The 26,799-nt window shown below is 66.4% G+C and carries 25 protein-coding genes; 5 read left to right on the top strand and 20 right to left on the bottom strand.

What is annotated here, in order from left to right; genetic code table 11:
• Positions 1-4 precede the first annotated feature (4 nt).
• Positions 5-373, top strand: a complete 369-nt coding sequence (locus FJQ54_RS17115; RefSeq protein ID WP_140929617.1) for a hypothetical protein — start codon at positions 5-7, stop codon at positions 371-373.
• 514 nt (positions 374-887) lie between these two features.
• On the opposite strand, the gene FJQ54_RS17110 is transcribed toward FJQ54_RS17115, so the two are convergent.
• From FJQ54_RS17110 to FJQ54_RS17050, 13 genes are all read right to left on the bottom strand, one after another.
• Positions 888-1,484: a F0F1 ATP synthase subunit B family protein gene (locus tag FJQ54_RS17110; RefSeq protein ID WP_140929616.1), complete on the bottom strand. Its 597-nt coding sequence runs from the start codon at positions 1,482-1,484 to the stop codon at positions 888-890.
• Positions 1,484-1,963: a F0F1 ATP synthase subunit B family protein gene (locus tag FJQ54_RS17105; RefSeq protein ID WP_140929615.1), complete on the bottom strand. Its 480-nt coding sequence runs from the start codon at positions 1,961-1,963 to the stop codon at positions 1,484-1,486. The genes FJQ54_RS17110 and FJQ54_RS17105 overlap by 1 nt, the downstream gene beginning before the upstream one ends.
• 26 nt (positions 1,964-1,989) lie before the next feature.
• Positions 1,990-2,217, bottom strand: coding sequence for a F0F1 ATP synthase subunit C (locus tag FJQ54_RS17100; RefSeq protein ID WP_140929614.1), 228 nt, complete (start codon positions 2,215-2,217; stop codon positions 1,990-1,992).
• A 24-nt stretch (positions 2,218-2,241) separates the two neighbouring features.
• A complete protein-coding gene (locus FJQ54_RS17095; protein ID WP_140929613.1) occupies positions 2,242-2,985 on the bottom strand; it encodes a F0F1 ATP synthase subunit A in 744 nt (247 codons plus the stop codon).
• Positions 2,986-3,001: 16 nt separating this feature from the next.
• Positions 3,002-3,370 (bottom strand): AtpZ/AtpI family protein, encoded by a 369-nt coding sequence (locus FJQ54_RS17090; RefSeq protein WP_140929612.1) that lies wholly within the window; start codon positions 3,368-3,370, stop codon positions 3,002-3,004.
• 157 nt (positions 3,371-3,527) lie between these two features.
• Positions 3,528-6,992 (bottom strand): chromosome segregation SMC family protein, encoded by a 3,465-nt coding sequence (locus tag FJQ54_RS17085; RefSeq protein ID WP_140929611.1) that lies wholly within the window; start codon positions 6,990-6,992, stop codon positions 3,528-3,530.
• A gap of 18 nt (positions 6,993-7,010) precedes the next feature.
• A complete protein-coding gene (locus FJQ54_RS17080; protein ID WP_140929610.1) occupies positions 7,011-7,745 on the bottom strand; it encodes a thioredoxin domain-containing protein in 735 nt (244 codons plus the stop codon).
• Between the two features lie 93 nt (positions 7,746-7,838).
• On the bottom strand, positions 7,839-8,963 hold the full coding sequence (locus FJQ54_RS17075) for an NAD(P)/FAD-dependent oxidoreductase (RefSeq protein ID WP_140929609.1): 1,125 nt from the start codon (positions 8,961-8,963) through the stop codon (positions 7,839-7,841).
• Complete coding sequence (locus tag FJQ54_RS17070) at positions 8,960-9,910, bottom strand: alpha/beta hydrolase (protein WP_140929608.1); 951 nt, start codon at positions 9,908-9,910, stop codon at positions 8,960-8,962. Before FJQ54_RS17070 ends, FJQ54_RS17075 begins: the two co-directional genes overlap by 4 nt.
• Entirely contained in the window at positions 9,907-11,124 is a 1,218-nt protein-coding gene (locus FJQ54_RS17065) for a CaiB/BaiF CoA transferase family protein (protein WP_140929607.1), read from the bottom strand. The genes FJQ54_RS17070 and FJQ54_RS17065 overlap by 4 nt, the downstream gene beginning before the upstream one ends.
• A complete protein-coding gene (ppdK, locus tag FJQ54_RS17060; protein WP_140929606.1) occupies positions 11,121-13,775 on the bottom strand; it encodes a pyruvate, phosphate dikinase in 2,655 nt (884 codons plus the stop codon). The genes FJQ54_RS17065 and ppdK overlap by 4 nt, the downstream gene beginning before the upstream one ends.
• 9 nt (positions 13,776-13,784) lie before the next feature.
• Positions 13,785-15,854, bottom strand: coding sequence for a glycine--tRNA ligase subunit beta (gene glyS, locus FJQ54_RS17055; RefSeq protein WP_140929605.1), 2,070 nt, complete (start codon positions 15,852-15,854; stop codon positions 13,785-13,787).
• Entirely contained in the window at positions 15,847-16,716 is an 870-nt protein-coding gene (locus FJQ54_RS17050) for a glycine--tRNA ligase subunit alpha (RefSeq protein WP_140929604.1), read from the bottom strand. The genes glyS and FJQ54_RS17050 overlap by 8 nt, the downstream gene beginning before the upstream one ends.
• Positions 16,717-16,890: 174 nt before the next feature.
• On the opposite strand from FJQ54_RS17050, the gene FJQ54_RS17045 reads away from it, so the two are divergent.
• A complete protein-coding gene (locus FJQ54_RS17045) occupies positions 16,891-18,408 on the top strand; it encodes an AMP-binding protein (RefSeq protein ID WP_140929603.1) in 1,518 nt (505 codons plus the stop codon).
• The gene (locus FJQ54_RS17040; RefSeq protein ID WP_181160208.1) at positions 18,405-19,337 is read left to right on the top strand and encodes a TraB/GumN family protein; all 933 of its coding nucleotides are present in this window, start codon (positions 18,405-18,407) and stop codon (positions 19,335-19,337) included. Before FJQ54_RS17045 ends, FJQ54_RS17040 begins: the two co-directional genes overlap by 4 nt.
• A gap of 37 nt (positions 19,338-19,374) precedes the next feature.
• On the opposite strand, the gene FJQ54_RS17575 is transcribed toward FJQ54_RS17040, so the two are convergent.
• The 3 genes from FJQ54_RS17575 to FJQ54_RS17025 all read right to left on the bottom strand — a co-directional run bounded on the left by FJQ54_RS17575 (position 19,375) and on the right by FJQ54_RS17025 (position 22,707).
• A complete protein-coding gene (locus FJQ54_RS17575) occupies positions 19,375-20,133 on the bottom strand; it encodes a THxN family PEP-CTERM protein (protein ID WP_181160207.1) in 759 nt (252 codons plus the stop codon).
• A 110-nt stretch (positions 20,134-20,243) separates the two neighbouring features.
• Positions 20,244-21,503 (bottom strand): serine hydrolase domain-containing protein, encoded by a 1,260-nt coding sequence (locus tag FJQ54_RS17030; protein WP_140929601.1) that lies wholly within the window; start codon positions 21,501-21,503, stop codon positions 20,244-20,246.
• Positions 21,481-22,707 (bottom strand): sulfotransferase family protein, encoded by a 1,227-nt coding sequence (locus FJQ54_RS17025; protein WP_181160206.1) that lies wholly within the window; start codon positions 22,705-22,707, stop codon positions 21,481-21,483. The genes FJQ54_RS17030 and FJQ54_RS17025 overlap by 23 nt, the downstream gene beginning before the upstream one ends.
• A gap of 114 nt (positions 22,708-22,821) precedes the next feature.
• Between FJQ54_RS17025 and FJQ54_RS17570 the strand changes: the two genes are divergently transcribed.
• The gene (locus tag FJQ54_RS17570) at positions 22,822-23,157 is read left to right on the top strand and encodes a hypothetical protein (RefSeq protein ID WP_181160205.1); all 336 of its coding nucleotides are present in this window, start codon (positions 22,822-22,824) and stop codon (positions 23,155-23,157) included.
• Positions 23,157-23,474, top strand: a complete 318-nt coding sequence (locus FJQ54_RS17020) for a hypothetical protein (RefSeq protein WP_140929599.1) — start codon at positions 23,157-23,159, stop codon at positions 23,472-23,474. Before FJQ54_RS17570 ends, FJQ54_RS17020 begins: the two co-directional genes overlap by 1 nt.
• A 3-nt stretch (positions 23,475-23,477) precedes the next feature.
• Here the strand turns inward: FJQ54_RS17020 and FJQ54_RS17015 are convergent, their stop codons facing one another.
• From FJQ54_RS17015 to FJQ54_RS17000, 4 genes are all read right to left on the bottom strand, one after another.
• Positions 23,478-23,705: a hypothetical protein gene (locus tag FJQ54_RS17015; RefSeq protein ID WP_140929598.1), complete on the bottom strand. Its 228-nt coding sequence runs from the start codon at positions 23,703-23,705 to the stop codon at positions 23,478-23,480.
• Positions 23,706-23,852: 147 nt separating this feature from the next.
• The gene (locus FJQ54_RS17010; protein ID WP_140929597.1) at positions 23,853-24,845 is read right to left on the bottom strand and encodes a L,D-transpeptidase; all 993 of its coding nucleotides are present in this window, start codon (positions 24,843-24,845) and stop codon (positions 23,853-23,855) included.
• Positions 24,846-24,892: 47 nt separating this feature from the next.
• Positions 24,893-25,390 (bottom strand): hypothetical protein, encoded by a 498-nt coding sequence (locus FJQ54_RS17005; RefSeq protein WP_140929596.1) that lies wholly within the window; start codon positions 25,388-25,390, stop codon positions 24,893-24,895.
• Positions 25,390-26,772, bottom strand: coding sequence for an NAD(P)(+) transhydrogenase (Re/Si-specific) subunit beta (locus tag FJQ54_RS17000; protein WP_235890526.1), 1,383 nt, complete (start codon positions 26,770-26,772; stop codon positions 25,390-25,392). The genes FJQ54_RS17005 and FJQ54_RS17000 overlap by 1 nt, the downstream gene beginning before the upstream one ends.
• Positions 26,773-26,799: the final 27 nt, after the last annotated feature.

Below are 26,799 nucleotides of genomic sequence, written 5' to 3'. Positions count from 1 at the left end.
CTTTATGACAACACCAGACGCTATCGCCGAACAAGCCGCCATCGCCGACACATGGCGCAAGCTGCACTGGAGCTGGTACGGCTTCTTCTACGGCCTCAGCTTCGCCTCCATCTTCCTCTCCACACTCGTTGCCGCCAAACCCGCCGGATTGGGCTGGACCGACGACTTTTATGGCGTGCTGGCGTGGATATTGGCAGTCGTCACCGCCAGCCTCACCCTGTTCCGCCCGCAACAACGCGCCACCCGATATCGGCAGGGCTGGATGCTGCTGGACCTCGCGCTGGACAAATACCGCCTGCTGGGCGGCAAGCCCGAAGACGTATTCGCCGCGCGGGAGGCCGGGGAGCGGCTGATCCACCAGTCGCAGGAGTAGGCGGCGGGACGGCGGGCCAAAGAAGGAGGAAGGCCAAGGGCTCTGCCCTTGGAACCCGGCAGGGAAATGATTTCCCTGCACCCTCTAAGTTGACGTTGCTGCCCACCTTCCACGCCATGGACGTGATCAGATTCGATTGCCTGCGGCGCAACGCGGCTCTCTCCCCCTGCAAGGGGGAGAGTTGGAGAGGGGGTGTCACCGCCGGGCCTGATCCAGAACATCTCCACACCCACAACCGTCACCCCGGACTTGATCCGGGGTCCAGCTGTTCTTCGGCGACGTCTGAGCAGAAAAGCGGGGCCCCGGATCAAGTCCGGGGCGACGTGGGGAGTGGTTGGCGCAACAAGCTCAAAGCGCCGCAGGCAATCAAACCCAAACGCCTGCGCGACCTGCGAATGTTACACGCCAAAAATGATGAGGGTGCAGGGAAATCATTGCATGCCTGCCCCGGCGAAAGCCGGGGGCCCGCGCGGCGCGCAAGAAAAAAGCCGGGGCAAACACCCCGGCTCTCAACTCAGCGCCGTTCAAGCCCGGCGATTGCGGCGTCCGTCAGGCCAGTCAGCTCTTTGCTGCGGGCGGCCAGCAAGGCTTCGGCGGCTTTCACTGTGATGTCGGCGGCACGGGCGCGCAGTTCGGCTTCGGCGCCACGGGCTTCGGCGGCGATGCGGTCTTCCGCGAGCCTGGTGCGGCGGGCGATGGCCTCTTCCGCGTCTGCGGCGGCCTGTTCGATGATCCGCTTCGCTTCGGTTTCCGCGTTGGCGAGCATCGCCAGCGATTGCGCTTCGGCGTCTGCGGCGTCTGCGGCGGCCTTGGCTTTCAGCGCCTGCGCCTCGGCCTTCAGCTGGGCGGCTTCGGCCAGATCGGCTTTCACCTTATCTGCCTGCCCGTCCAACGCCTTGATGATCGCCGAGAAGGCCCCGACCTTCCACAGGATCGCCACGAAGGCGAGAAAGGCGAGGCCGACGATGGCGTAGCTATCCAGCCCGAGCACGGTTTCGTGCCCGGCGGCATGCTCCGCCCCGGCGACGGTGCCGGGTGCGGCGGGGCCGTGATCGGCCACTTCCGGCATGTCCGCAGCGTGCGCTTCGGATGCGGCGACGACATCAGACATCAGGCAGCCACTTTCTTCACGGCTTTTGCAGCCTCGTCGTTCGAGACTTCAAGGCCGGACACCCGCTTCACCAGTTCCACCGCTGCGTCCGCAGCGATCGAATCCAGTTCGGCGATGGCGGTTTCCCGCTGCTGGCCCAGCGACTTGGCAGCCGCCTCGGCCGTGGCCCCCAGCCCGGCATCGGCATCCGCCAGCTTGCGCTGGGTCGTGGCGGCTGCTGCGTCCCGCGCCTTGCCGGTGACGGCAAGGGCACGGGCACGGGCATCTGCCAGCGCGGCGGCCCCCCCGCTGGTGGCGGCTTCCGCCGCCTGATGCGCGGCTTCCGCCTCTTTCAGGTCTGCCCCGATACGGGCCTTGCGGTTTTCCACCACCTTTTCGACGCGCGGATACAGCCCGCGCACCGCAAGGTAGAGAAGACCGAAGACCAGCGTGAGCCACAGAATCTGCGGCAGCGCCTGGGAAAAGTCGAACTGGGGCATGGGTGCCTCCGCTCAGCCGGTCAGGATCAGACCGCGAACAGCAGCAGCAGGGCGACGAGGAAGGCGAAGATGCCAAGCGCTTCCGTCACGGCGAAGCCGAAGATCAGGTTCGGGCGCTGGCTGTCGGCAGCGGCCGGGTTGCGCAGCGCGCCCGACAGGAAGGAGGCGAACAGGTGGCCCACGGCGATGGCGGCGAAGCCCATGCCGATGGCGGCAAGCCCGGCACCCAGATACTTTGCGGCTTCTGCGTCCATGAAATCAGTCCTTTCGAATGAAACTTAGTGAAGATTGATGGAATCGTTGAGATAAATGCAGGTCAGCAGGGCAAACACATAGGCCTGCACCACCGCCACGATCAGTTCGAGGCCGTAGAAAGCGACCGTCATCGCGAAGGGCAGCACCGAAATCGCGGCCAGCGCGCCACCGGCGGCGGCCAGCGAAATCACGAAGCCCGCGAACACCTTCAGCAGGATGTGGCCCGCCGTCATGTTGGCGAACAAACGGATGGAGAGCGTCAGCGGCCGCGACAGGAAGGAGATCAGCTCAATGAGCACGATCAGCGGCATCAGCACGATCGGCGTGTTTTCCGGCACGAACAAAGAGAAGAAGTGCAGGCCATGCTTCCACAGGCCGACGCCCACGCACACCAGAAAGATCAGCGCGGCGAAGGCGAAAGTGACGATGATGTGGCTCGTCACGGTGAAGCTGTAAGGGAACAGGCCCACAAGGTTCGCGACCAGCACGAAGATGAACAGCGAAAAGACGAAGGGCACGAAGGCGCGCCCCTTCGGGCCGATATTTTCATCCACCATGCCGGAGATGAAACCGGTTACGCCTTCCAGCGCTGCCTGCCAGCGGCCCGGCACCAGCTGCGGGTTGCGGCTGCCCAGCCAGAAGAACAGCAGGGTGATGCCCAGCACCAGCAGCATGAACAGCGAGGCGTTGGTGAACGCCGCATCGGCACCAGCCACCGAAAGCTCGGCGTAGCGCTTGATCTCAAACTGTTCGAGCGGATTGGCCACCGTGTCGCTCTCGTTTCTAACCCTGATCGTCGTTCAATTTCTGAAGCTGCGCCTCTCGGACAGCCTTTGCCTCGGCATTCACGGCCTTCAGCAGGTTCCAGAAGCCCGCCGTCAACCCCAGAAGGAAGAAGAGCAGCAGCATCCAGGGCCCTGTTTCCAGCCAGCGGTCCAGCATCCAGCCGATGCCGCCGCCAACCAGCGTGGTCGCCGCGATCTCGACAGCATGACGGGTGCCCTGAGCCAGCGCCGACGAGGCGGACTGCCGAACCTCGGGCTCATGCCTTGCCTTTGCTGCTTCCAGCCGGGCCTCGAGGCTTTCGAGGTCACGCTTGTCGGCAGAATCGGGCAAGGAGGGTGGCCCTTCGTGTTCGAACAGGTCAGCCATCGGCGGAAATGCGCCTAGGGCTCCGCCAGCGCCTGAGGCCGCCGAAGCGGGGGTTCGTTAGAATCCCTCGGCGCGTGCGTCAAGCAAAGAGGTCAGGGCAAAGGGCCAGACCTTTGTATCAGCAAACCGAATCAGGCCGCTACCCGGCCGGGCCGAATCAGGCCGCCACCAGCTGCTCCGCCTCGCGCAGTTCCACCGAGACAAGCTGGCTGACGCCCGGTTCCCCCATGGTCACGCCATAAAGCCGGTGCATGGCAGCCATCGTCACCGCATTGTGCGTCACGATCAGGAATCGCGTGTCGGTCGTGTCGGCCATATGCTGCAGCAGGCGGGTGAAACGCTCCACATTGGCGTCGTCCAGCGGGGCGTCCACTTCGTCCAGCACGCAGATCGGCGCGGGGTTGGTGCGGAACAGGGCGAAGATCAGCGCCACCGCCGTCAGCGCCTGCTCCCCGCCGGAGAGCAGCGAAAGCGATTGCAGCTTCTTCCCCGGCGGCTGGGCGCGAATCTCCAGCCCGGCCTCCAGCGGATCGTCGCTTTCCACCATTGTCAGTTCCGCAGAGCCGCCGCCGAACAGCGTCACGAACAGCTCGCGGAAATGCGCGTCCACCTCGGCAAAGGCCGCCATCAGCCGGGCGCGGCCTTCGCGGTTCAGCGTGCCGATGGAGCCGCGCAGGCGATTGATCGCGGTTTCCAGTTCCTGCCGCTCGCGCGTTTGTTCGGCCAAAGTCGCTTCGATTTCCGCCAGTTCGATATCCGCGCGCAGGTTTACCACGCCGATTCGCTCCCGCTCGGCGCGCATAGCGTGCAGGCGCTGCTCCAGCTGGGCGGGGTCCTCACCGTCCGGCGCATCCAGTTCGGACGGCGGAACACCGAACCGCTCGCGCGCGTCCGCCACCAGTTCCGCGACCTTTTCGCGCAGCTGTTCGGTGCGGGCGACCAGCGTGGCGCGGGCTTCCCGGCCATCGGCCACGCGGGATTCCGCCGCCCGCGCCGCCCGGTCCAGATCGGCCTGCGACAGTTCGGCCGCCATCACCGCTTCGGCGGCGGCGGCGCGTTCGGCCTCTGCCGTGGCGATCTCGCGGTCCAATATGTTGAGCCGCGCGTCCAGCGCGTCCGGCTCCGCGACCAGTTGGGCGCGTTCGGCCGTCAGCTTGTCCACCCGCGCGGCCAGCCCTTCGGTGGTGGCGACGGCGTCGCGGTCGCGCGCCTGCCAGTCCGCCAGTTCGCGTTGCAGCCGGGCGATTCGCGCTGCCGATTCCGCCAGATTGCGCTCCAGCCCCGCCGCCAGCGCGCGGGCTTGCGCCAGCACCGCGCGCGCCCGTTCCGCCGTGGAGCGGGCCGCCGCGACGGCTTCGGCCGCCTTCGTCGCATCCGGCAAGGCGGCGATGGCGGCCGCGGCCTGTTCCGATTCGGCCGCCGCGCTCGCGCCTTCGGCCGACAGCCGTTCGATCGAAGCTTCCATCGCGCTGGCCCGCGCCGCCGCCTGCGCCTGCGCCGCGCGAAGCCCCTGCAACCGGCCTGAAAGCTGATCCTTCAGCCGCTCCGCCTCGGCGCGGCTGCCGCGCGCCTGCCGCTCGGCGCCTTGCGCCTTGGCCAGCGCCTCTTTCTGGCCCAAAAGTTCGGCTTCGGCCGCCTTCAGCCGGGCGCGCGGGGCGTCCAGCATGTCGGCGATCTCGCGGCGGCGATTGTCCTGCGCCAGTGCTTCGGCCACCGCCGTCGCCTGCCCGCCGGGCGGAGCCACGAAACCATCCCAGCGCCACAGCCAGCCATCGCGGGAGACCAGCCGCTGCCCCGGCTTCAGCGCCTTCAGCGTGGCCGCGTCGGGCGCGCTCGTCACCACGCCCACCTGCGCCAGTCGCCGCGCCAGTTCGGGCGGGGCCGTCACTTCGGCCCCCAGCGGTACGCAGCCCTCCGGCAGCGCCGGATCGCCTTGCTGCACCCCCACCAACAGCCAGTGGCGGGCGGGCTTCTCCGGCGCGCCCAGCGCTGCGTTCAGATCGTCGCCCAGCGCAGCGGCAGCCGCCGCCTCGAAGCCGGGGCGGGCGGAAATGGCCGCACGCGCCGCCGCCTGCGCCGGGGCCTGCTTCGCCGTTCTCAGCCGCTCCAGCGCGGCGGCTTCAGCTTCAAGGCTGGTCACTTCGGTTCGCGCGGAAGCGAGCGCGCGCTCCACCACGTCGGCCGCTGCACGCGCCGCCTGCGCTTCGCCTTCGGCCCGCGCGATGGCCGTGGCCGCCGCCTCCGCGTCAGCCGTGCGCGCGGCCAGCTGGGCTTCGGCCTCGGCCAGCTGGCTGTCCAGTTGCGCGCCGTTGCCGCCCGCCTTCAGCCGCTCCAGTTCGGCCAGCAGCCGCTTGCGCTCACCCTCCAGCCGGTCGGATCGGCCGCGCGCGGCTTCGGCCTGTGCGCGCACGCTGCGCGCCTCCGCCACCAGCGCGGCATGCGCTTCCACCGCAGTCGCCAGCGCCCGCTCCGCTTCGGTGGCCGCCTGTTCAGAGGCGCGCACCTCGATGGCCTGTGGGGCAATGGCCTGTTCGGCTTCCACCTTCGCCGCCTGCTGCCCCTCCAGTTCCTCGGCCAGCCGGGCCTGTGTCGCGGCGGAATCGCGCGCCCGCGCCCGCTCGCGGTCGGAATCCTGCGCGGCATTGTCCAGCGCCTGTTGCAGATCCTGCAACCGCTTCAGCAGCCCCTGCCGCTGCGCCACCAGCGTCGCCCGCTCGGTGGAGAGGCGCTGCACCGTGGCCGCCAGCGCCGCCTCCGCCTGTCGCTTGGCCGGGATGCCCGCCGCTGCGTCCGCCTGCTGGGTGGCGGCGCGCGCGGCTTCCTGCACGGCTTCGGCCAGTGTCGCGTCCGCCGTGCGCAGATCCCGCTCCGCCAGTTGCAGGGACTGGATCGCGACCGCCCAGTGCAACCGCAGCAGCCCGGATTCCGCCGCCCGGATGCGGTCTGACAAATCCCGGTATCGTTGTGCCGATTTCGCCTGCCGTCTGAGGCCCTGTGCCTGCGATTCAGACGCCTGCATCACATCGTCCAGCCGGACGAGATTGGCGTCCGCCGCTTTCAGCCGCAGCTCCGCTTCCCGGCGGCGCACGTTCAGGCCGGAAATCCCCGCTGCTTCCTCCAGCAGCTGCCGCCGTTCCTGCGGCTTGGCGTTGATGATCGCCGCCACCCGCCCCTGACTGACCAGCGCCGGGGAATGCGCGCCCGTCGCTGCATCGGCGAACAGCAGTTGCACATCCTTCAGCCGCACCTCGCGCCCGTTCAGCGAATAGGTGGAGCCTTCGCCGCGCATGATCGCGCGCGAGACCTCGATCTCCTCGTCGGCGTTGAATTCGGCGGGCGCGCGCCGCGCCCGGTTGTCCAGCATCAGCCGCACTTCGGCCAGATCGCGGCTGGGGCGCTTCGCGGTGCCTGCGAAGATCACATCATCCATGCCCGATCCGCCGGCGGCCACGCGCAGGGATCGGGCGGAGCTTTCGCCCATCACCCAGCGCAGGGCTTCCAGCAAATTGGATTTGCCGCAGCCGTTGGGGCCGACGACACCCGTCAGCCCCTCACGGATCAGCAGTTCGGTCGGCTCGACGAAGGATTTGAAGCCCGAAAGGCGGAGCTTCGCGAACTTCATGCCGAGCCAGCCGACATCTTACAGCGCTTCCTTGATCTTCGGCTCCAGCGTGGCCCAGTTGGCGACGCCTTCCAGCTTCTTGCCGTTCAACAGGAAGGTGGGTGTGCCCTGCACCTGATAGGTGTCAATCGCGGCCTGCTGGCGCTTCGTCAGCGCGTCGAACGTCGCCTGATCGGACATGCAGGCGTCGAACTTGGCGCCGGGCAGACCCTTCACACGCGCGAATTCGTTCAGCTTGCCCGCATGCGCCAGACCCTTGATCTGCTCGTGCGGCGGCAGGCTGCGAAGCGGGGTGATGTCGGCCTCTGTCAGCTTGGTGAAGGGCTCCATCCACGCGTCGGAATTCACATACAGCTCGTTCGCCCAGGTGAAGAAGCGATCCGGCCCTTCGCACATCGCCAGCTTGGTGGCCGCGAAATCATAGATGTTCAGCATGAAGGGGCGGAATTCGTAGGACACCTGCCCCGTCTTCACATAGTTCGGCTTGAAGGTTGTGAGGGATTCCTTGTGGAAATCCCGGCAGTGCGAACAGGTGAGCGAGGCGAACTCGACGATCTTCACCTTCGCGTCCGGGTTGCCCATGCGGAAGCCGCCTTCGGGCGTTGCCACCACCGTCGTCGTCCAGTCTTTCGCGGCCGGGGCGGCCTTTTCGCCGGGCTTGGCGGAGGTTGCCGCCGTGGATTTGCCCGAATCGCAGGCAGCCAGCGACAGCGCAGCAGCGAAAAGAAGCGAGGCTTTCAACATCTTGGACATGAGGGGGCAAACCTTACCATATCTAGGGGGTGTGACAAGCAATCTGCCTGTGGATGAAATCGGGTTAAAGCATCGCGGCGGATGCGGGAAGCATCAGCGGAAACGCCCCGGCTGATAAGGGGCGATGTCGATCCCGGCGTAAGGGGCCTCCACCGCCTCCCCCAGCAGTTGCGCGGCAGCGATTGCGGCTGCGGCAGGCGCGGTCTGGATGCCCCAGCCCGCCTGCCCCGCGCACCAGTGGAAGCCCGGCTCGCCCGGCTCCGGCCCGATCACCGGCTGGCGATCCGGTGCGAAGTTGCGCAAGCCCGCCCATTTGGAGGCGAGCCGCCGGATCGGCCAGTCACACATCTGCTCGAAGCGATCCAGCGCGATGGCCATGTCCATTTCGTCCGGCTGCACATCATGCGGCACGTCGGGTGTTTCATCATGCGGGGAAATCCACAGCCGCCCGGCGTCCGGCTTGAAATAGAGCGAGCCGCCCGCATCCATCACCACCGGCATGTCGGCGGGCGCGTCGGGGCGCACTTCCGTCACAACGATGGTGCGGCGCAGCGGCTGAATGCCGATGGGGGCGATCCCGCAGGCCTCTGCCACCACATCAGCCCATGCGCCCGCCGCATTCACCAAAATCCCCGCGCCGAAGCTGCCCGCTGCCGTATCCACCAGCCAGCGCCCGCCGCTGCGGACGGCCTTCGAAAGCCGCGCCTCCGTGATCAGCGTGGCCCCCGCCTTTTTCGCCGCGCGCAGATAGGCCTGATGCAACCCGGCCACGTCGATGTCGGAACAGCCCGGCTCCCAGATGGCGGTTTGCGCCCATTCCGGCCGCAGGAAGGGCATCAGCTTCGCAATCCCCTCCGGCCCCAGCCGCTGATGCGCGACCCGGCCGTGGCGGAATTCCTCCTCCAGCAGCGCCAGAGACCCCGGCGCATCGGCATGGCGGATGTGCAGCGCCCCGCGCGGAGAGACGATGGCGGTATCCGAAAATCCGGCGGGCGGGCATTCGAAGAAGCGGCGCGAGGCCGTCGTCATCGGTTGCACCATGGGGCCGCCATAGGTTTCGGCATAGAAGGCGGCAGAGCGGCCGGTGGTGTGGTAGCCGGGCTGGCTTTCCGCCTCCAGCAGCCCCACCGAAAGCCCCGGTTTCCGCACCGTCAGCGCATAGGCCAGAGAGGCTCCGCCGATCCCGGCACCGACGATCAATATGTCGAACTGGCTCACTTCGTCACCTCTTTCGCAAAGCGCCGGATCTGCGCCAGCGCTTCATCCCGTTGCGGCTCGGCCTCGCGCAGCAGCTCGTGCGCGGCCGCCTTCACGATGTGGGTGCGGCTGTGCGGCATGCGCGCGGAAACTTTCAGCGCCGCCTTGTTGTCCACCAGTTTTTCCCGCGCCGCCAGCATCATCAGCACCGGCAGGTCCAGCTGCTCCAGCGGCAGCGCCTCCAGCTGGCGCTGGCTGTGCGCGAAGGCGTCGATCCAGCCCCAGCTGACCCCGCCGGTCGCCAGTTCCGGGTGGGCGGCAACCCAGCGCCCCTCATCCTCGAAATGGGCGCGGCTGCCCGTCAGCAGCAATTGCCGCGCCGGGGCCTGCTGGAACGCGCCATAGGGCCGCTGCCCCCATGCGAATTCCGCCGCGCGGCCGCGCCGCACCTGCAACGGAGCCACCCGCAGCGCCGCTGTGCGCATCGCCATCGGCCCGCCCAGCCCATAGAAGGGCGCGGCCAGCACCAGCCCATCCAGCTCGGCGCGGAACGGCAGCAGCCCACGCGCCGGATCGCCCGCCCAGCGCGTGAGCAAATGCCCGCCCATGCTGTGCCCCAGCGCCAGCCAGCGCGGCCCCGGCAGCGATTGCAGCGCCCAGCCGGACAGGCGGTCGAGATCGGAGAGCCATGTTTCGAAGCTGTCGATATGCCCCGCGCCGGATTGGGTGAGGCGGCTGGAGCCGCCCTGCCCGCGCCAATCAAAGCTGGCGATGGCGAAACCCGCGCGGTGCAGGTGGCCGATGGCGTCGGCCCATTTTTCGTGGAAATCCGCCCGCCCCGTCAGCAGCAACAGGTTGGCCACCGGCCTGTCATACGGCAGCAGCAGGGTGCGGATCGTCGCGCCGTCCGCCATCCGTTCGCGGCCGATGATCGCGTTGGAGGGGAGGTGGAAGTGCGGCTGGTTCATGCCGCGCCGACCACGCCATCGGCCAGCAGCGCCTCGATCTCCGCCGCGGCCAGCCCCAGTTCGGCGAGGATTTCCCGGCTATGCTCGCCCACGCCCGGCGGCGGGCGGCGATAGGATGGCGGCGTTCCCGTTAGTGCCAGCGGCTGCGCCACCGTGCGCACCTTGCCCAGCACGGGGTGCGGTTGCTCCACCACCAATCCGCGCGCTTGCGACTGGCCGCTGTCCAGCGCCTGCCGCACCGTGGCGATCGGCCCGGCGGGCACCTGCGCTTGCGCGAACAGCGGCAGCCACGCCTCCGCGGGGCGGGTTTTCAGCACCGCTTCCACCATCGGCACCAGTTCGGCGCGATGCGCCACGCGCGCGGCGCTGCTGGCAAAGCGCGGGTCGGTCGCCCACTCCGCTCGGCCGACAGCCCTCGCAAAGATGCCGAACTGGTGATCATTGCCCACCGCCAGCGCGATCGGGCCGCTCGCGGTCGGGAAATCCTGATAGGGCACGATGGAGGGGTGGCTGTTGCCCATGCGCACCGGCTCCACCCCGCCCATCAGCCAGCTGCTGCCCTGATTGGCGAGCCAGCCCAACGCCACGTCGAACAGCGCCATGTCGATATGCTGGCCCTCGCCCGTGCGCTCTTTATGGCGCAGCGCCGCGAGAATCGCCGTCACAGACATCATCCCCGTCGTCAGGTCCGCCACCGCCACGCCTGCGCGCAGCGGCCGGCCGCCCGGTTCCCCGGTGATGTCCATGATCCCGGATTCGGCCTGAATCATGAAATCATAGCCCGCGCGATGGGCATCCGGGCTGCCATGGCCAAAGCCGGTGATCGAACACCAGACAAGGCCGGGATGCGCGGCGCGGACGCTCGCCTGATCCAGCCCGAAACGGGCCAGATCGCCGCCCTTGTAATTCTCGATGACGATATCGGCCCAGCAGAACAGCCGCCGCAGCACCGCCTGCCCTTGCGCCTGCTGGAAATCCAGCGCGAGGCTGCGCTTGTTGCGATTGCAGGCGTAGTAATAGCTGGCGTCGCCCTGCCCGCCATCCGCGCGCGTCACCCATGGCGGCCCCCAGTGGCGGGTGTCGTCCCCCCGCCCCGGGCGTTCCACCTTGATCACATCCGCCCCCAGATCGCCCAGCATCTGCGCGGCATAGGGGCCTGCCAGCACGCGCGACAGGTCCAGCACGCGGACGCCGTCCAGCGCGCCAGCCGTCATTTGCGCCGAAGCGCCGCCTGCGCTGCCGCCAGCCGGGCGATGGGAACACGCCACGGCGAGCAGCTGACATAATCCAGCCTCTGCGTCTCGCAGAAGTCGATGGTGGCCGGGTCGCCGCCATGTTCGCCGCAGATGCCCAGCTTCAGCGCCGGGCGGGCCGCCTTGCCACGCTCGGCCGCGAACTGCACCAGCTCGCCCACGCCCTCGACGTCGAGGCTGACGAACGGATCGCGCGGATAGATGCCCGCATCCACATATTCGCCAAGGAAGCGCCCGGCGTCGTCGCGGCTTATGCCCAGCGTCGTCTGCGTCAGGTCGTTGGTGCCGAAGCTGAAGAATTCGGCCGCGCCCGCGATCTCGCCCGCGCGCAACGCCGCGCGCGGCAGCTCGATCATCGTGCCCACATGATAGGTCAGCGAACGCCCGGCGGCTTCGAACACTTCGCCCGCCACCCGGTCGATGATCGCCTTTACGATCTCCAGCTCGCGCCGGGTCGCCACCAGCGGCACCATCACTTCCGGCTCCACCCCGCCCGGCACCGCCAGCGCCGCTTCGAAGATGGCGCGCGTCTGCATTTCCACGATTTCCGGGTAGCTGATCAGCAGACGGCAGCCGCGATGCCCCAGCATCGGGTTGGCTTCGTGCAGGTCCGCCACGCGGCGCTTCACCGCCGCCACGGACAGCCCGGTTTCCGCCGCCACTTCCTCCATCTCCGCCTCGCGCTGCGGCAGGAATTCGTGCAGCGGCGGGTCCAGCAGGCGGATTGTCACGGGCAGGCCTTCCATGATGCGGAAGATCGCCTCGAAATCGGCGCGCTGCGCGGGCAGCAGCTTGGCCAGCGCCGCGCGGCGGCTGGTTTCGTCCGCGCCCAAAATCATCGCCCGCACATGCACGATGCGGTCCGCGCCGAAGAACATATGCTCGGTGCGGGCCAGCCCCACCCCTTCCGCGCCGAAGCGCCGCGCGGTGGTGCAATCCTCCGGCGTTTCCGCGTTGGCGCGCACCTTCATGCGGCGGTGGCCATCGGCCCATATCATCAGCCGGGCGAAATCGCCGGAGAGTTCCGGCTCCACAGTCGCCACCCGGCCCTCCATCACTTCGCCTGACGCGCCGTCCAGCGTGATGATCGCGCCTTCGGGCAGCTCGCGGTTGCCGATGCGCAAAATCCGCCGGTCATTGTCGATGGAAATCCCGCCCGCGCCGGAGACGCAGGGGCGGCCCATGCCGCGCGCCACCACGGCGGCGTGGCTGGTCATGCCGCCGCGCGCCGTCAGGATGCCGCGCGCCGCGTGCATCCCGGCGATGTCTTCCGGGCTGGTTTCCAGCCGCACCAGGATCACGTCCTCGCCGGTGGCGGCGCGCGTATGCGCCGTCTCGCTGTCCAGCACGATCGCGCCGGAGGCCGCGCCGGGAGAGGCAGGCAGGCCCACCGCCAACACCTTGCGCTCCGCCTTCGGGTCCAGCGTGGGGTGCAGCAACTGGTCCAGCACGCTGGCTTCCACCCGCAGCACGGCTTCGTCCGTCTGGATCAGCCCTTCGTCCACCATCTCGCAGGCCATGCGCAGCGCGGCCTTCGCCGTGCGCTTGCCGCTGCGCGTCTGCAACAGCCACAGCTTGCCTTCCTGCACGGTGAATTCGATGTCCTGACAGTCGCGGTAATGCAGCTCCAGTTGCGCGAACATGCGCGCCAGTTCCGCGAACACGTCCGGCATGGCTTCTTCCATCGAAGCCGCCTTGGCGCCCGCCTGCTCGCGGGCGGCGAGCGTCAGATATTGCGGCGTGCGGATGCCCGCCACCACATCTTCCCCTTGCGCGTTGATCAGATACTCGCCGTAAATGGCGCGCTCGCCGGTCGCCGGGTTGCGGGTGAAGGCCACCCCGGTGGCCGACGTTTCGCCCATATTGCCGAACACCATCGCCTGCACGGTGACGGCGGTGCCCCAATCTTCCGGGATGTCGTTCAGCCGGCGATAGACGGCCGCCCGTTCCGAGCGCCAGCTGCCGAACACCGCGCCCACCGCGCCTTCCAGCTGCGCGCGCGGGTCTTGCGGGAAGGGCTTGCCCGTCTCCTTCTGAACGATGGCCTGATATTGCGCCACCAGCCCCTTCAGATCGTCGGCGGTCAGCTGCGTATCCAGCGTCGCGCCCTTGTCGTCTTTCAGAATCTCCAGCGCGTCTTCGAACAGATAATGGTCGAGCCCCAGCACCACATCGCCATACATCTGGATGAAGCGGCGATAGCTGTCCCACGCGAAACGCGGATTGCCGCTGCGGCTGGCGAGGCCCTCCACCGTGCTGTCATTCAGGCCGAGGTTCAGCACCGTATCCATCATGCCCGGCATCGACACGCGCGCGCCGGAGCGCACAGAGACGAGCAGCGGGTTGGTGGCAGAGCCGAACTCCATGCCCGCCACTGTTTCGATATGGGCGAGGCCGCCAACCATCTCCGCCAGCAGCGCGTCCGGCAGGCGGGCGCCTGCCTCATAATAGAGCGCGCACAGCGTGGTGGGGATGGTGAAGCCCGGCGGCACCGGCAGGCCGATCCCGGCCATTTCGGCCAGGTTCGCGCCCTTCCCGCCCAGATGCGCCTTGCCCAGATGGTGCGCAGACGGCGCGCCGCCGCCGAACGGGATCAAAAGGCGCTGAGGCATGGTTCGGGTTCAACCTTCCAGTTTGGAGAAGTCGGCAACGCGGTGCATGGCATCGCGAATGCCGGCCAGAAGGCCCAGCCGGCGCTTGCGCACGGCCGGGTCAGGATCGTTCACGGTAACGTCTTCGAAGAAGCGGTCCACGGGCGCGCGCAGCACAGAGAGCCGCTTCATCGCGCCTGCGAAATCTTCGCGGCCCAACAGTTCATCCACCTCGTCGAACAGCAGCACGCCGGAAGCGCCTTCGGCGGGCGCGAATTGCGCGGCGAGGGCCTTTTCGGCTTCGTCGAGATAGGGACTTTCCAGCGCGGCGAGGTCCAGCGTGTAGGTTGCGCCGTCTTTCTTCTCCTCCGCCTTCAGGATGTTGGCGGCGCGCTTGTAGCCCGCGATCAGATTCTTGCCGTCGTCGGTTTCCACAAACGCCTGCAACGCCTTCACCCGCGCCAGCAGGCGGACGAGATCATCCTCCCCGCCGAGTGCGAACACGGCATCGATCAGATCATGGCGAACGCCCGCTTCGCGTTGCTGGACTTTGAGGCGGTCGGCGAAGAAGGCGACCAGTTCCTCGGCATCCTTGGCACCGGCGGCCTGCAGCGCGGGCTTCAACGCGATCCGGCGCTGTCCGGACACCAGCATGTCGAGCACACCCAGCGCAGCCCGGCGCAGCGCGAACGGGTCTTTGGAACCGGTCGGGCGGATATCTGCGCCAAAGAAGCTGACGAGCGTATCCAACCGATCCGCCAGCGCCACCGCGACCGGCACATCGCCTTCGGGCAAGGCCGCGTAATGCTGCTTCAGAGCCGCAACCACCTCAGGCTTCTCGCCCTGCACCTCGGCCAGATAGCCGCCGATCACGCCCTGCAATTCCGGGAATTCACCCACGGTGCCGGTCGTCAGGTCGGCCTTGGCCAGCCGCGCGGCGCGTTCCACCACGTCCGGATCGGTATCGGGGAAGTGGTTTTCCGCCAGCCAGCGGACCAGCTTCGCCACCCGCTCCACCTTATCGGCCATGGTGCCCAGTTTTTCGTGGAACACGATGTCCTTCAGCTTCTCGCCGAAGCTTTCCAGCGGCTTGGCCTTGTCCTGCTCCCAGAAGAAGCGGGCGTCGGCCAGTCGGGCGGAGAGCACGCGTTCGTTGCCCGCGACGATGGTGCGGCCCTTGTCCGCCGTCTCGATATTGGCGACGCAGACGAAATAGGGGGCCAGCTTGCCGTCCTGATCTTCGCAGGCGAAATATTTCTGGTTCGTCCGCATCGTCAGTTGGATGATCTCGGGCGGGACATTCAGAAACGCCTCGTCGAAATGGCCGACGAGCGGCACCGGCCACTCCGTCAGCCCGGCGTTCTCGATCTCCAGCCCCTCGTCCTTGCGGAGAACCATGCCCACGCTGTCGGCGGCGCGTTCGGCCCCGGTCTGGATCAGCGCCTGCCGTTCGCCTGCGGACAGCGCGACCTTCTCCGCCGCCAGTTGCGCCCGGTAAGTGCCCACAGCATCTATGGAAACCGGCTTGCCGCTGCCCATGAAGCGATGCCCGAAGGTCTCCCGGCCCGATTGCAGCCCCAGCGCCTCAAACGCCACCACATCGCCATCCAGCAGCGCGACGATTGCGCGCAAAGGCCGCACCCAGCGCGGGCTGGCGGTGGAGACACTCGCCTTGCCCCAGCGCTGGCTTTTCGGCCATTGGAAGCCACCGATCAGCGCGGGCAGCTTGGCCGCCAGCAACTCCGCCGTGGGCCGTCCTTCGCGCGCGAGGTTGGCGAACAGGAACACCCCCTTGCCGGTGTCGCGTTCTTCCAATTGCTCGCGCGACAGGCCGGTGGATTTCAGGAAGCCGTCGATCGCCTGCGCAGGCGCATCGACACGCGGCCCGCGCCGTTCTTCGGAAACCGCCTCGCTCGCCGCTGGAAGCCCATGCGCGATCAGCGCGAGGCGGCGCGGCGTGGCGTGGGTTTCCAGCCGCTCCGCCTTCAGCCCGGCCTCGGCCAGCAGCGCTTCGAACTTCTCGCGCAGCTGCTGCGCTGCGGCGGGCTGCATCCGCGCCGGGATTTCCTCGGAAAACAGTTCGAGCAGGAAATCAGCCATTGGCCGTCTCCTTCGCCACCTGAAGATCGGCCACGGCCTTCACCAGATCGCGCACCCGGCCGATATAGGCCTGCCGTTCCGCCACCGAAATCACCCCGCGCGCGTTCAGCAGGTTGAACTGGTGGCTGGCCTTGATTGCCTGATCATAGGCCGGCAGCGGCAGCCCGGCTTCCACCAGCGCCCGGCATTCCTCGGCAGATTTTTTGAAGCCGTCGAACAGCGCCTCGGTATTGGCATGTTCGAAATTATAGGCGGAGAACTGGCGTTCGTTTTCAAGGAACACGTCGCCATAGCTCAGCCCCTCGTTGTTGAAGGGCAGGTCATAGACGTTCTCCACGCCCAGGATATACATCGCCAGCCGTTCCAGCCCGTAGGTGATTTCACCGGCCACGGGCGCACAATCATGCCCGCCCACCTGCTGGAAATAGGTGAACTGCGTCACCTCCATGCCGTTGCACCAGACTTCCCAGCCCAGCCCCCACGCGCCCAGCGTGGGGCTTTCCCAATCATCCTCCACGAAACGGATGTCGTTCAGCTGCACATCGATGCCGATGGCTTCAAGGCTGCCCAAATACTGATCGAGAATGTCGTCCGGCGAGGGCTTCAGGATCACCTGATACTGGTAATAATGCTGCAGCCGGTTGGGGTTCTCGCCATAGCGGCCGTCCGAAGGCCGACGGCTGGGCTGCACATAGGCGGCCTTCCACGGCTTCGGCCCCAGCGCGCGCAGAGTCGTCGCCGGGTGGAAGGTGCCCGCACCCATCTCCATATCGTAAGGCTGCAGAATCGCGCAGCCGCGCGCCGACCAATAGGCGTGCAGCGTCAGGATGATGTCCTGAAAACAGGTTGGTTTCGTGCTCATGGCTTTTCTCTCACCCCGCGCGGTTAGCGGGTGCAGCAGGAAAGGGAAAGCCCGCACCGCGCCGCGAATTGTGCCCCGTGCCGCCTGTGACATGTGGCAGGTGGGGGGCGAAACGCCTCCCCATCCCCCGCCAACCGCCCTAGATGACAGGGCGGAGAGTATCGGGGAGAGACAATGCATCCGTTCCATCACGCCGCCAGCATCCCGGACAAGCCCGCCGTCATCATGGCGAATTCGGGCGAGATGCTGAGCTTCGCGGAACTTGAGGCGCGGTCCAATCAGGCGGCGCAACTGTATCGCGCCTGCGGGCTGGTGCGGGGCGACACCATCGCCATCTTTCTGGAAAACCATATCGATTACCTGCCGCTGTGCTGGGGGGCGCAACGTTCGGGCCTGATCTTCACCTGCATCTCCACCAAGCTGACGGCGGACGAGGCGGGCTATATCGTGACGGATTGCGGCGCGAAGCTGCTGATCGCGGGGGCCGCGCTGGCCGGCGTGGCGAAGGATCTGCCCGCGTTGCCCCACCGCTATTCCGTGGGCGGGGAGATTCCCGGTTTCACGGCCATCGAACCCGCGCTCGCCGCGCAGCCTGCCAGTCGCATCGCCGATGAAAGCGCCGGTCGCGACATGCTCTATTCCAGCGGCACCACCGGCCGCCCCAAGGGCATCATCGGCCCGCTATCCGACGGCCCCATCGACGAGATGGACGCCCTGACGGGCCTTGTCGGCATGCTCTACAGTTTTGCGCCGGGGATGACCTATCTGTCGCCCGCGCCGCTCTATCACGCCGCCCCGCTGCGCTATTGCATGACCGCGCACAAGTTCGGCGGCACAGTGATCGTGATGGAGAAGTTCGATCCCGAACGCTATCTGCAACTGGTCCAGCAATATGGCGTCACGCATAGCCAGGTGGTGCCCACCATGTTCGTGAAAATCCTGAAGCTGCCGGAAGAGGTGCGGGCGAAATATGACGTTTCCAGCCTGCGCGCAGTGATCCACGCCGCCGCGCCCTGCCCCGTCGCCGTGAAGGAGCAGATGATCGGCTGGTGGGGCAATCGCATCTTCGAATATTATTCCGCCACCGAAGGCTCGGGCTTCACCGCCATCAGTTCGGATGAATGGATGAACAAGAAAGGCTCGGTGGGCAAAAGCCTGCTGGGCGAAATCCGGATTCTGGACGATGACGACAATCTGCTGCCGCCGGGCCGCGAAGGCCGGGTGTATTTTTATGGCGGGCCGGAAACCAGTTATCACAACGCCCCGGACAAGACGGCGGAAACGCGCAACGCCCATGGCGCGACCTTCGGCGACATCGGCTATGTCGATGAAGACGGCTATCTTTTCCTCACGGATCGCTCCAGCTACATGATCATTTCCGGCGGGGTGAATGTGTATCCGCAGGAAACCGAGAATATCCTTGTGATGCACCCGAAGGTGGCCGACGTCGCCGTGATCGGTGTGCCCAGCGAGGATCTGGGCGAGGAAGTGAAAGCGGTGGTTCAGCCGCGCGACTGGGCCGATGCCGGGCCGGACTTCGCAGCCGAACTGATGGAATTCGCCCGCGCGCATCTTTCGCACATCAAATGCCCGCGTTCGGTGGATTTCGACCCGGAACTGCCCCGGCACGACACGGGCAAGCTGTACAAGCGGCTTGTGAAGGATCGCTACTGGCCCAAAAAGGCGGGATGATCCGAATCATCCGGCAGATACTGCTCTGCCTTTCGCTGCTGATCCTGCCGTTCGGCGCTGCGTTCGCGCAAAAACCCGCTCCGCCCAAGCCGGAGGTGCCCGCGCTTTGGCAGCTGGAGCTGGGCAAATCCCGTGCTTATCTGTTCGGCACGGTGCACGCGCTGCCGCGCGGGGTGGACTGGTTCAAGCCGCATGTGGTGGCCGCGCTGGATCAATCGAACCGGCTGGTGCTGGAAACCGAGGTGCCGGACAATCCGGCGAGCATCGCCCCGGTGATCCTGAAGCTGACCCGGCTGCAATCGCCGCGCCCGCTGCCAGAGCGGGTGCCGCCGGACTGGCGGCCGACGCTGAACAAGGCCGTCACCCGGCTGTCCCCCGGCCCGTTGGATTACAGCAAGACATGGTTCGTCGCGCTGGTGCTCTCAAACCTGCAGGCGCAGGCGGATGGAATCGATCCGCGCATCGGCGTGGAAGCCGTGCTGACGGAGCGGGCGCGGATGAAGGGCATCCCGATCAAGGCGCTGGAAACCGCCGAGGAGCAGCTGATCAACTTCGACGCGCTGAGCGAGGCGGATCAGCAGTTGCTGCTGGTCTCGACGCTGTCAGAGCTGGACAATTCGAAGGGCAACACCTCGCTGCTGATCGGCGACTGGCTGCTGGGCAATACCGAGGCGCTGGCAGACAGGGTGAATGCGGATTTCGCCCGCTCCCCCATGCTGAAGCGCATGCTGGTGGAGGATCGTAACGCCCGCTGGGCGGACTGGATCGCCAGGCAGATGAAGGCCGATGAAGCCCCGATGTTCATCGCCGTGGGGGCTGGCCATATGGCGGGCAAGGGCAGCCTGATCGAAGATCTGCAACGGCAGGGGATCAAGGTCTCCCGCGTGCTGCCCGAAGTGCCAAAGCCGGCGAAACGCAAGCGGCGCTGACTGCCGGGGCGGATGCCCCGACAGCCAGTCTCGCGCGTCAGGCGGTTTGCAGGGCCAGCCGCTCGCGGCGGCGCGCGGCGGCGCCCACCAGCCCAAAGCCCGCGATCAGCATCGCCCATGTGGCGGGTTCCGGCACACCGTCGACAAGGTCGCTGTAGAGCACCACGCGCCCTTGCAGATAGGCTTCGTTGACCCGCTTTTCCTTGGTGAGGAAGGCCGTGGCCGGATCGCCGCCGACAAGGAAGCCGACGATGTCCAGCGCGTAATGCTTGCCGTCGATCACGAAGGAATCGGACTGGCTGTTGAAGTTCACCAGCACACGGTCTGCGCAGCCATTGCTGTTCACGCCAAACCCGTTCGCACCACCGAACTGGCAGGGGCGGGCGTCGTTTGGCGTCTCGGTGTGCTTGAAATTATAGACGAAATTCACCGTATCCAGATAGGTGCCGTCCAGCTTCACGTCGGTGGTGAAGGTCAGCGTGACGCCGGAGATCGCATTGCCCGTGATCGGCTGGTTCACATGGCGGAACAGGCCGATGGTGGCGAGATCGGAGCCAGCCGGCGGATTGACCGTGAGGCCGGGGATCGAAATCTCTTCGAAATCATAGCCCGACTTGCCCTGCCCCGTGCTGTTGCCCCAGCGGATGCTGGCGTCATCGGTGCCGTTGCCGGAATAGCTGATGTTGCTGCCACCGATCGGATTCGACCATGTGCCGGTGATGTTTTCGAACGTGACGATGGCGGCAGACGCCGGACCGGCAACCGCGATGGCGGCTGCTGCAAGGATGAAACGCATGTGAATGCCCCTGAACATTTCGATCGTGCCCTCCACGATCCTGCCCACCGGTTCGCAGAGATGCGCCGGGGAGGGAATGCAGATTGAAGGTAAAGAACTGAATTGATGGGTTAACGCACAGTAGAGTTTTGCGTCGACAACCAGTTCGCGGCGCGCGCCACCAACGCTTCTTCCGGGGCGGAGAAGTGGCTGTTGCGGCCGGGCGGCGGCGGCGCGGACACGCCGGTGAAGGCCCAACTGAGACTGGTTCCGGCCACGGGATCGATCACCAGCCCTGATTTCAACCCATAGGCATCGCCCAGATGGCCGCAGCCTTTCAGCGGCTGCGGGCTGAGCGGCTGGTCCGTGCCCGGCTCCCCGATGCCGGAAAAGCAGTGCAGCCCCCCTTCAGACCAATATTGCATCAACCCGGCGTCGGTTTCCTCGCCGCCGCCAGCCGGTTTCACGCGAACGGCACGGAACAGGCTGGCGCGCGTGTCCGGCTTCAGAAAGCCATCATCCTTCAACAGCGCCAACCCCAGCTTTGACAGGTCCGCCAGCGAAATCCGCAAGCCGCCCTGCGGGCTGAACAGGCTGCCGTTGCTGCCCACCACATAGGTGGAAAGATCGCAGGCCGCGCCGTCGGCGATCCGCACTTCGCAGGCATCCGGCGGGCGCTTCGCGTCGATCTGCGCGATCCACGGGCCGTTCGCGTCCCACGGCCCTTCGTCTGACGCGGCCTTGCGATAGATCGCTGCGCCCGCCCGCACCTTCGCTGCCGAACAGCCGGACCAGTTGTAGCAGGCGTCGATCCCCAGCGGTTCCAGCACCAGCGCCTGCACGGCCTCGTCGAAACGCTGGCCCGTCACCTGCTCGATCACTTCGCCCAGCAGCGCCTGATTGAGGTTGGCATAATCGAAGGCCGTGCCAGGCGCGGCGGCGGAGAAGCTGGCCGCCCCCACATGGTCGCGCAATCGCTGCCCCAGCGGGAAGAAATAGCCCCCCGCATCCGACAACGAGCTTTCATGCCGCATCATCTGCCGGATGCTGATCGGCACCTCCGGGTGCGCCGGGTTGCGCAGCGTCCAACCCAGATAGCGCGACACGTCCGCATCCAGATCGATCCGCCCGGCATCCGCCAGCCGGTGCAGCGCCAGTGCCACCACCACCTTGGAGATTGAGGCGATCCGCACGGGATTGTCCACCGTGAACGGCCTGAGCACCCGCCCGTCCGGCGCGAATTCCGCCGCGCCTTCCGCGATCCGCAGCGGCGCGCGCGCCTGCCCTTGCGCGACCAGCCCATAAGCCGGAACCTCGATCCCGCCGAGCGGCACCGCCGCCGCCGGGGCCGCCAGCAGCAGTGCGAAACTAGGCAGCCAGCGGTTCAGCATCGACAGTCCAGCGCGACAATTCATCCCGCACATCCCCGGCTTCCAGCCCGAACTGCTCCAGCCGATAGCGGTGCTGCGCGTGGCGATGCTCGCGCGCGGCGCGGTCCATATAGGCCTGCATGGCATTCAGCACGGCGGGCGTCAGTTCGCGACCGAGAAAGTCATAGGTGCGGGTGATCGCCCCGCGCCAGTCCGCCCCAACTTCGGTGAAGCTCAGGTCGAACTGCCGCCGCGCCGGAATCTGTTGCCGCACCGCAGAGACGGTTTCCAGCCGATGCCGCGTCTTGTGCAGCCATTCCCGCCCGATCCAGTGCGGATCGACATCGTCTGACTGGATCACCATCTGGTTCCACGCAAGGCTGGCGCCGGATGCCACGAGTTGCACCGGATCGCGGTGCAGGAAGATCAGCGGCGATTGCGGGAACACGGCATTCAGCGCGGCGATGTCCTGCATATGCTGTGGCGTTTTCAACACATAGGGATGGGTCGGATCGCTCCCCTCGAACCATGTGCGCAGCTTCAGCAGCCGGTGCAGGCGACGATAGGCTGGCGTGTCGTCCGTCATTTCGGCGTGGCGGGCGAAGCTGGGGATGCGCTTCTGCACTTCGATCATCGCGCTGGAGAGCGACTGGTCCAGCAGCCCCAGTTCCTCGTCCACCTCCATCGGTCCGGTGGGGTGCACCTGCAGGATGGCGGGGTTGATGGAGACCAGCAGCTTCAGGATGCGCCCCGCCTGCGCGATGCGCGGATCGCGCCGCCCGGCCGCCTTCGCCCGCATCACGTCAGGAGAGGGCACGGGCGATTGCGATTCATACAGCCGCAGCGCTTCGAACCCCGGATCAGCGGCCAGCAGCCGCTGCATCCGCGTGGTGCCGGATCGCATGGAGCCGACGATGATCACCGGCGGGGCCAGTTCAATCCGGTCGATCTCGGGATGCTCGGCCATGATCGCTTCGAACCGCAGCCGGTCTTTCATCAGCTTCAGCAGCGACCCGTGCGACACCAGCCGCCCGAAGTCCGTCAGCCGCGCCTCTTCGTGCAGGGATGGCAGCAGCACCGCCAGCTTGTCCTCGAACAGCGCCCTGTCCGACAGGTCCGCCGTCAGCCCCGTGTCTTTCTCGGCCATGGCGCGCAGCCGCTCCGGCGACAGATCGACGGGCTGGAGAACACCTGCCGACCATGCAGAGCGAAGCGCCCCCATCATCAGTCGAAGATGAAGGGGGCGAAAATGGTTTGCGGGCGGCAATGAAGGCATTTCCATGGTCCTGAACAGCTTTATAAGCGGACCATCGGTTTTAGAAGGCGGGAGTGTGAAGCGGTGCGGATAATCATTGGTGCCATGGCTCTGGCGGTGATGCTGCCCGGCTGCGTAACGGCGATCAAGCACACCGAAGTCGATAACGCGCTGCGCAGCGTGGGCTTCACCCGCGAAGATGCGCGCTGCCTTGCCTCGCGCTCCAGCCGCCAGCTGTCCATCGGCCAGCTGCGATCCCTGCAACGCGCCGCCAGCGCCATGGATCAGCCGATCCGGGAAATGCCGGTGGGCGACGTGATCGACGCCATCCGCAACCATGTGGACGATGACACGCTGGTTGCGGTGGGCCGAATGGCGGCCGATTGCATGCAGGCACGCACCAGCGCTACTGGCGCGTGATGCGTTCCTTTTCCCTGCCCCTGATCGCCCTGCCCCTGCTGTTGGGCGCCTGCGCCACCACCAAGGAAGCGCAGGTTCGCTCTGCCCTCACAGAGGCGGGCATGTCCGAGCCGATGGCGGCCTGCATGGCCGAACCGATGGGCAAGGAACTGTCCGTCGGCCAGTTGAAATCCTTGCAGCGCGTGGCGAAGCTGGTGAACACATCGCCTGCGAAGCTGAGCCAGAAGCAGGTGATGGACCTTCTGAAGCGCGATCTGGACCCGGAAACGGTGGGCGTGGTGCTGCGCGCAGGGCTGGGCTGCTTCGTTCGGGGCTGAACCTCAGGGCTGGTTGTAACGGCGGATGGTCTGCCGGATGCGCACCGGCTCCTGGCCCTTCTGCCGCTCGCGGCCGCGCTCCTGCAACGCGAACACCACCAAGCCGCTGCCCAGCGCCGCCAGCAGCAGCATGGCCCCCAGCGCGGTTGTCTCCATGTTCAGCGAAGTGCCCGCTTGCGCGGAACCGGCCATCGACAGGGCCAAAAGCCCTGCAATCGGACGGATGCTCATAATCTGATCTTCCCAAATATTGCGTCATTGCAATCTTTGGCAAGAAGCGTGCCAGCCGGGTCTACAGGGGCGAAAAGGCCCCAAATCTAGACAAACTGTCAAATATTCCGACTGCGAATGCCGCGATTAAGGTTTCCACGCGGCCGTTTATTGGTCCGTCGCGATCACCGTCGTCGCCTTGCCCGCCTGCCCGCTGTTCAGGCCGCCATGGGTCGCCAGCACCGTGGTGCCCGGCCCGATCACGGAACGGACGAGGCGGTTGAAATCCGCGGGGATGAAGATGGACTGCAACGCGCTCTTCTCGTCGGCCTGCCCCTTCTCCGTCTCGTAACCGGGCAGCGGAATGAATATCCAGCGCGTCTGGCCGTCCGCGTCAGTGCCTGCATATTGCAGCGCGCGGGTGCCGATTTCGAAGCCCTTGGCGATTTGCACCTTGCTGCGGCCGATCTCCACCCCGTTGCGGAACACGATCACCCGCTCGTTATCGGTGGAGAGCACGATGGTGACGGGACCGGTGGGGGATTTCTCCGGCGTCCAGCGCCAGTTCTCGTCCTTGCTCAGGCGGCGCAGCGTCGGATCGTCTGCCACGCCCTTGGCGGTAACCGGCATCAGAAAGGCATTGGCGTCCGCCACTTCCGGCGTCACCAGCCCGTTCGTCACCACCACCGTCATCCCCATGGACGAGGCCTCGAACAGCTTCTTGGAAAACTCCATCGGCATGCGGATGCAGCCATGGCTCGCCGGATAGCCGGGCAGGTTCCCGGCGTGCAGCGCAATGCCATCCCACGTCAGCCGCTGCATATAGGGCATGGGCGCGCTGTTATAGAGGTTGGACTTATGGTCCTTATTCTTCTGCAGGATGGTGAAGATGCCGGTGGGCGTCTTGTGGCCGGGCTTGCCGGAGGAAACCGTGGTGACGCCGATGCGGATGCCGTTGCGATAGACGAAGGCGCGCTGCGTGGGCAGGTGCACGATCACCGTCATCGGCCCTTCGGGGGCCAGATCGCCGTTCCAGATGAACTCTCCGGGCTTCAGCGCCGCCACGTCGGTGTCGAACGCAGAGGAGGTTTTCGCGCCTTGGGCTATTGCCGGACTTCCGAGCAGCAGCGAGAGGGAGGCAGCAAGCAGAAATAGACGCATGGGGGCTCCGGAAGCGGTGATGATCGCGCGATAGGAGCCGACGGGCCTCAACTCAAGTCAGTGGACGCACCCCAACCGCGCAAGGGTGCGAATCCGGCCTGCGCGAGCAAGCGAAGCCGGCGCTGCCTGTGCGCGAACAGCAGGCGGGCGAACAGCCATATGAAGGGCGTAAGCAGCCCGGCCGATATGCCGATCCTGTCGGCATAGTCGGTTTCACCCGGCCCGGCCGGATTGAGCTCGATCCAATGCTTCCAGCTCCGGATCAGGGGGCTGTGCCCGTCGTCCAGAACCCGTCGCGGCCAATCAGCCGCTTCCAGAAGGCGGATGCCGACTGTCTGCCTGCCCAGCGGCAGTACCCCGAACAGACGCAGAGAGACCTGAAAATCGCCCTCTATCCACGGATCTGGAAGTGGCGATCCGGGCAGCGCCCGGAACTCCAGCAGGGGGGCTGCCACATGCTGCATCAGCCCGGGCGACTGCAGGTGATGCCACACATCTTCCGCCGGGGCCTGAAGCCGCGACGAAAGTGTGAAGCCCATTTCCATCAGTGGGCGAGCGCCTTTGTGATCTCGTCCGTCATCTTCTTGGCATCGCCCAGCAGCATCATGGTGTTGTCCATATAGAAGACATCATTGTCGACACCGGCATAACCAACGCCGCCCATGCTCCGCTTCACGAACAGCACGGTTTTCGCCTTCCACACCTCCAGCACGGGCATGCCGTAGATGGGGCTGGATTTGTCCGTCTGCGCCGCCGGGTTGGTCACATCGTTCGCGCCGATCACGAAGGCGACATCGGCCTGCGCGAATTCACTGTTGATATCCTCCAGCTCGAACACCTCGTCATAAGGCACATTCGCTTCGGCCAGCAGCACGTTCATATGGCCGGGCATCCGCCCTGCCACCGGGTGGATGGCATATTTCACCTCCACCCCTTCCTTCTTCAGCGTGTCCGCCATTTCCCTGAGCGTGTGCTGCGCCTGAGAGACGGCCATGCCATAGCCCGGCACGATGATGATCTTTTCCGCATTCTTCATGATGAAGGCGGCGTCGTCCGCGCTCCCGCGCTTCCACGGCCGGTCGGTCTTAGCCGCCCCGCCCGAGGCTGCTGCTTCCGCGCCAAAGCCGCCCGCGATCACCGAGATGAAGCTGCGGTTCATCGCCTTGCACATGATGTAAGAGAGGATCGCACCAGACGATCCCACCAGCGCGCCGGTGATGATCATCGCCGTGTTCTGCAGCGTGAAGCCCATCGCTGCCGCCGCCCAGCCGGAATAGCTGTTCAGCATCGAGACGACGACAGGCATATCCGCCCCGCCGATGGGGATGATCAGCAGGAAGCCAATGGCGAAGCTGAGGATCAGGATCGCCCAGAACAGCTGCGGCGTATCCATGTGGAACAGGCTGACCAGCACAAGGATTGCCGCCAGCGTGCCAAGGTTGATCACATGCCGCCCCGGCAGCAGGATCGGTGCACCCGACATATTGCCGTTCAGCTTCAGGAAGGCGATGACCGAGCCGGAGAAGGTGATCGCCCCGATGGCGACGCCCAGCCCCAGTTCGATGCGGCTGCCCTTGAAGATATCCAGCCCATCCGGTTGCAGGATGCCGAACGCATCCGGGTTCAGATAGGCCGCCACCCCCACCAGCACGGCGGCAAGGCCGACGAGGGAGTGGAAAGCCGCCACCAGCTGCGGCATCGCCGTCATGGCGATGCGCTGGGCGACGATGTAGCCGATGGCCCCGCCGATGGCGATGGCAATGCCGATTTCCGCAATGTTCGCAAGGCTATGCGTGATGATCGTGGTGACAACCGCGATCAACATCCCCACCATGCCATAACGGTTGCCCGCCCGGCTGGATTCGGGGGAGGACAGGCCGCGAAGCGCAAGGATGAACAGCACCCCGGCAACGAGGTAGGCGAACATGGCCCAAGCGGGCGTTGTCGACAGATG

The sequence above is a fragment of the Sandaracinobacter neustonicus genome, from assembly GCF_006385875.1.
Taxonomy (GTDB): Bacteria; Pseudomonadota; Alphaproteobacteria; order Sphingomonadales; family Sphingomonadaceae; genus Sandaracinobacteroides; species Sandaracinobacteroides neustonicus.
The sequence above is the reverse complement of the archived record's forward strand: the minus strand, read 5'-3'. Positions and strand labels throughout refer to the sequence as shown.

Coding starts and splice junctions, on each gene's coding strand:
- FJQ54_RS17115 (WP_140929617.1), top strand. CDS start 5: ATGACAACACCAGACGCTATCGCCGAACAAGCCGCCATCGCCGACACA.
- FJQ54_RS17110 (WP_140929616.1), bottom strand. CDS start 1,484: ATGTCTGATGTCGTCGCCGCATCCGAAGCGCACGCTGCGGACATGCCG.
- FJQ54_RS17105 (WP_140929615.1), bottom strand. CDS start 1,963: ATGCCCCAGTTCGACTTTTCCCAGGCGCTGCCGCAGATTCTGTGGCTC.
- FJQ54_RS17100 (WP_140929614.1), bottom strand. CDS start 2,217: ATGGACGCAGAAGCCGCAAAGTATCTGGGTGCCGGGCTTGCCGCCATC.
- FJQ54_RS17090 (WP_140929612.1), bottom strand. CDS start 3,370: ATGGCTGACCTGTTCGAACACGAAGGGCCACCCTCCTTGCCCGATTCT.
- FJQ54_RS17085 (WP_140929611.1), bottom strand. CDS start 6,992: ATGAAGTTCGCGAAGCTCCGCCTTTCGGGCTTCAAATCCTTCGTCGAG.
- FJQ54_RS17080 (WP_140929610.1), bottom strand. CDS start 7,745: ATGTCCAAGATGTTGAAAGCCTCGCTTCTTTTCGCTGCTGCGCTGTCG.
- FJQ54_RS17070 (WP_140929608.1), bottom strand. CDS start 9,910: ATGAACCAGCCGCACTTCCACCTCCCCTCCAACGCGATCATCGGCCGC.
- FJQ54_RS17065 (WP_140929607.1), bottom strand. CDS start 11,124: ATGACGGCTGGCGCGCTGGACGGCGTCCGCGTGCTGGACCTGTCGCGC.
- ppdK (WP_140929606.1), bottom strand. CDS start 13,775: ATGCCTCAGCGCCTTTTGATCCCGTTCGGCGGCGGCGCGCCGTCTGCG.
- glyS (WP_140929605.1), bottom strand. CDS start 15,854: ATGGCTGATTTCCTGCTCGAACTGTTTTCCGAGGAAATCCCGGCGCGG.
- FJQ54_RS17050 (WP_140929604.1), bottom strand. CDS start 16,716: ATGAGCACGAAACCAACCTGTTTTCAGGACATCATCCTGACGCTGCAC.
- FJQ54_RS17045 (WP_140929603.1), top strand. CDS start 16,891: ATGCATCCGTTCCATCACGCCGCCAGCATCCCGGACAAGCCCGCCGTC.
- FJQ54_RS17040 (WP_181160208.1), top strand. CDS start 18,405: ATGATCCGAATCATCCGGCAGATACTGCTCTGCCTTTCGCTGCTGATC.
- FJQ54_RS17575 (WP_181160207.1), bottom strand. CDS start 20,133: ATGCGTTTCATCCTTGCAGCAGCCGCCATCGCGGTTGCCGGTCCGGCG.
- FJQ54_RS17030 (WP_140929601.1), bottom strand. CDS start 21,503: ATGCTGAACCGCTGGCTGCCTAGTTTCGCACTGCTGCTGGCGGCCCCG.
- FJQ54_RS17025 (WP_181160206.1), bottom strand. CDS start 22,707: ATGATGGGGGCGCTTCGCTCTGCATGGTCGGCAGGTGTTCTCCAGCCC.
- FJQ54_RS17020 (WP_140929599.1), top strand. CDS start 23,157: ATGCGTTCCTTTTCCCTGCCCCTGATCGCCCTGCCCCTGCTGTTGGGC.
- FJQ54_RS17015 (WP_140929598.1), bottom strand. CDS start 23,705: ATGAGCATCCGTCCGATTGCAGGGCTTTTGGCCCTGTCGATGGCCGGT.
- FJQ54_RS17010 (WP_140929597.1), bottom strand. CDS start 24,845: ATGCGTCTATTTCTGCTTGCTGCCTCCCTCTCGCTGCTGCTCGGAAGT.
- FJQ54_RS17005 (WP_140929596.1), bottom strand. CDS start 25,390: ATGGAAATGGGCTTCACACTTTCGTCGCGGCTTCAGGCCCCGGCGGAA.
- FJQ54_RS17000 (WP_235890526.1), bottom strand. CDS start 26,772: ATGTTCGCCTACCTCGTTGCCGGGGTGCTGTTCATCCTTGCGCTTCGC.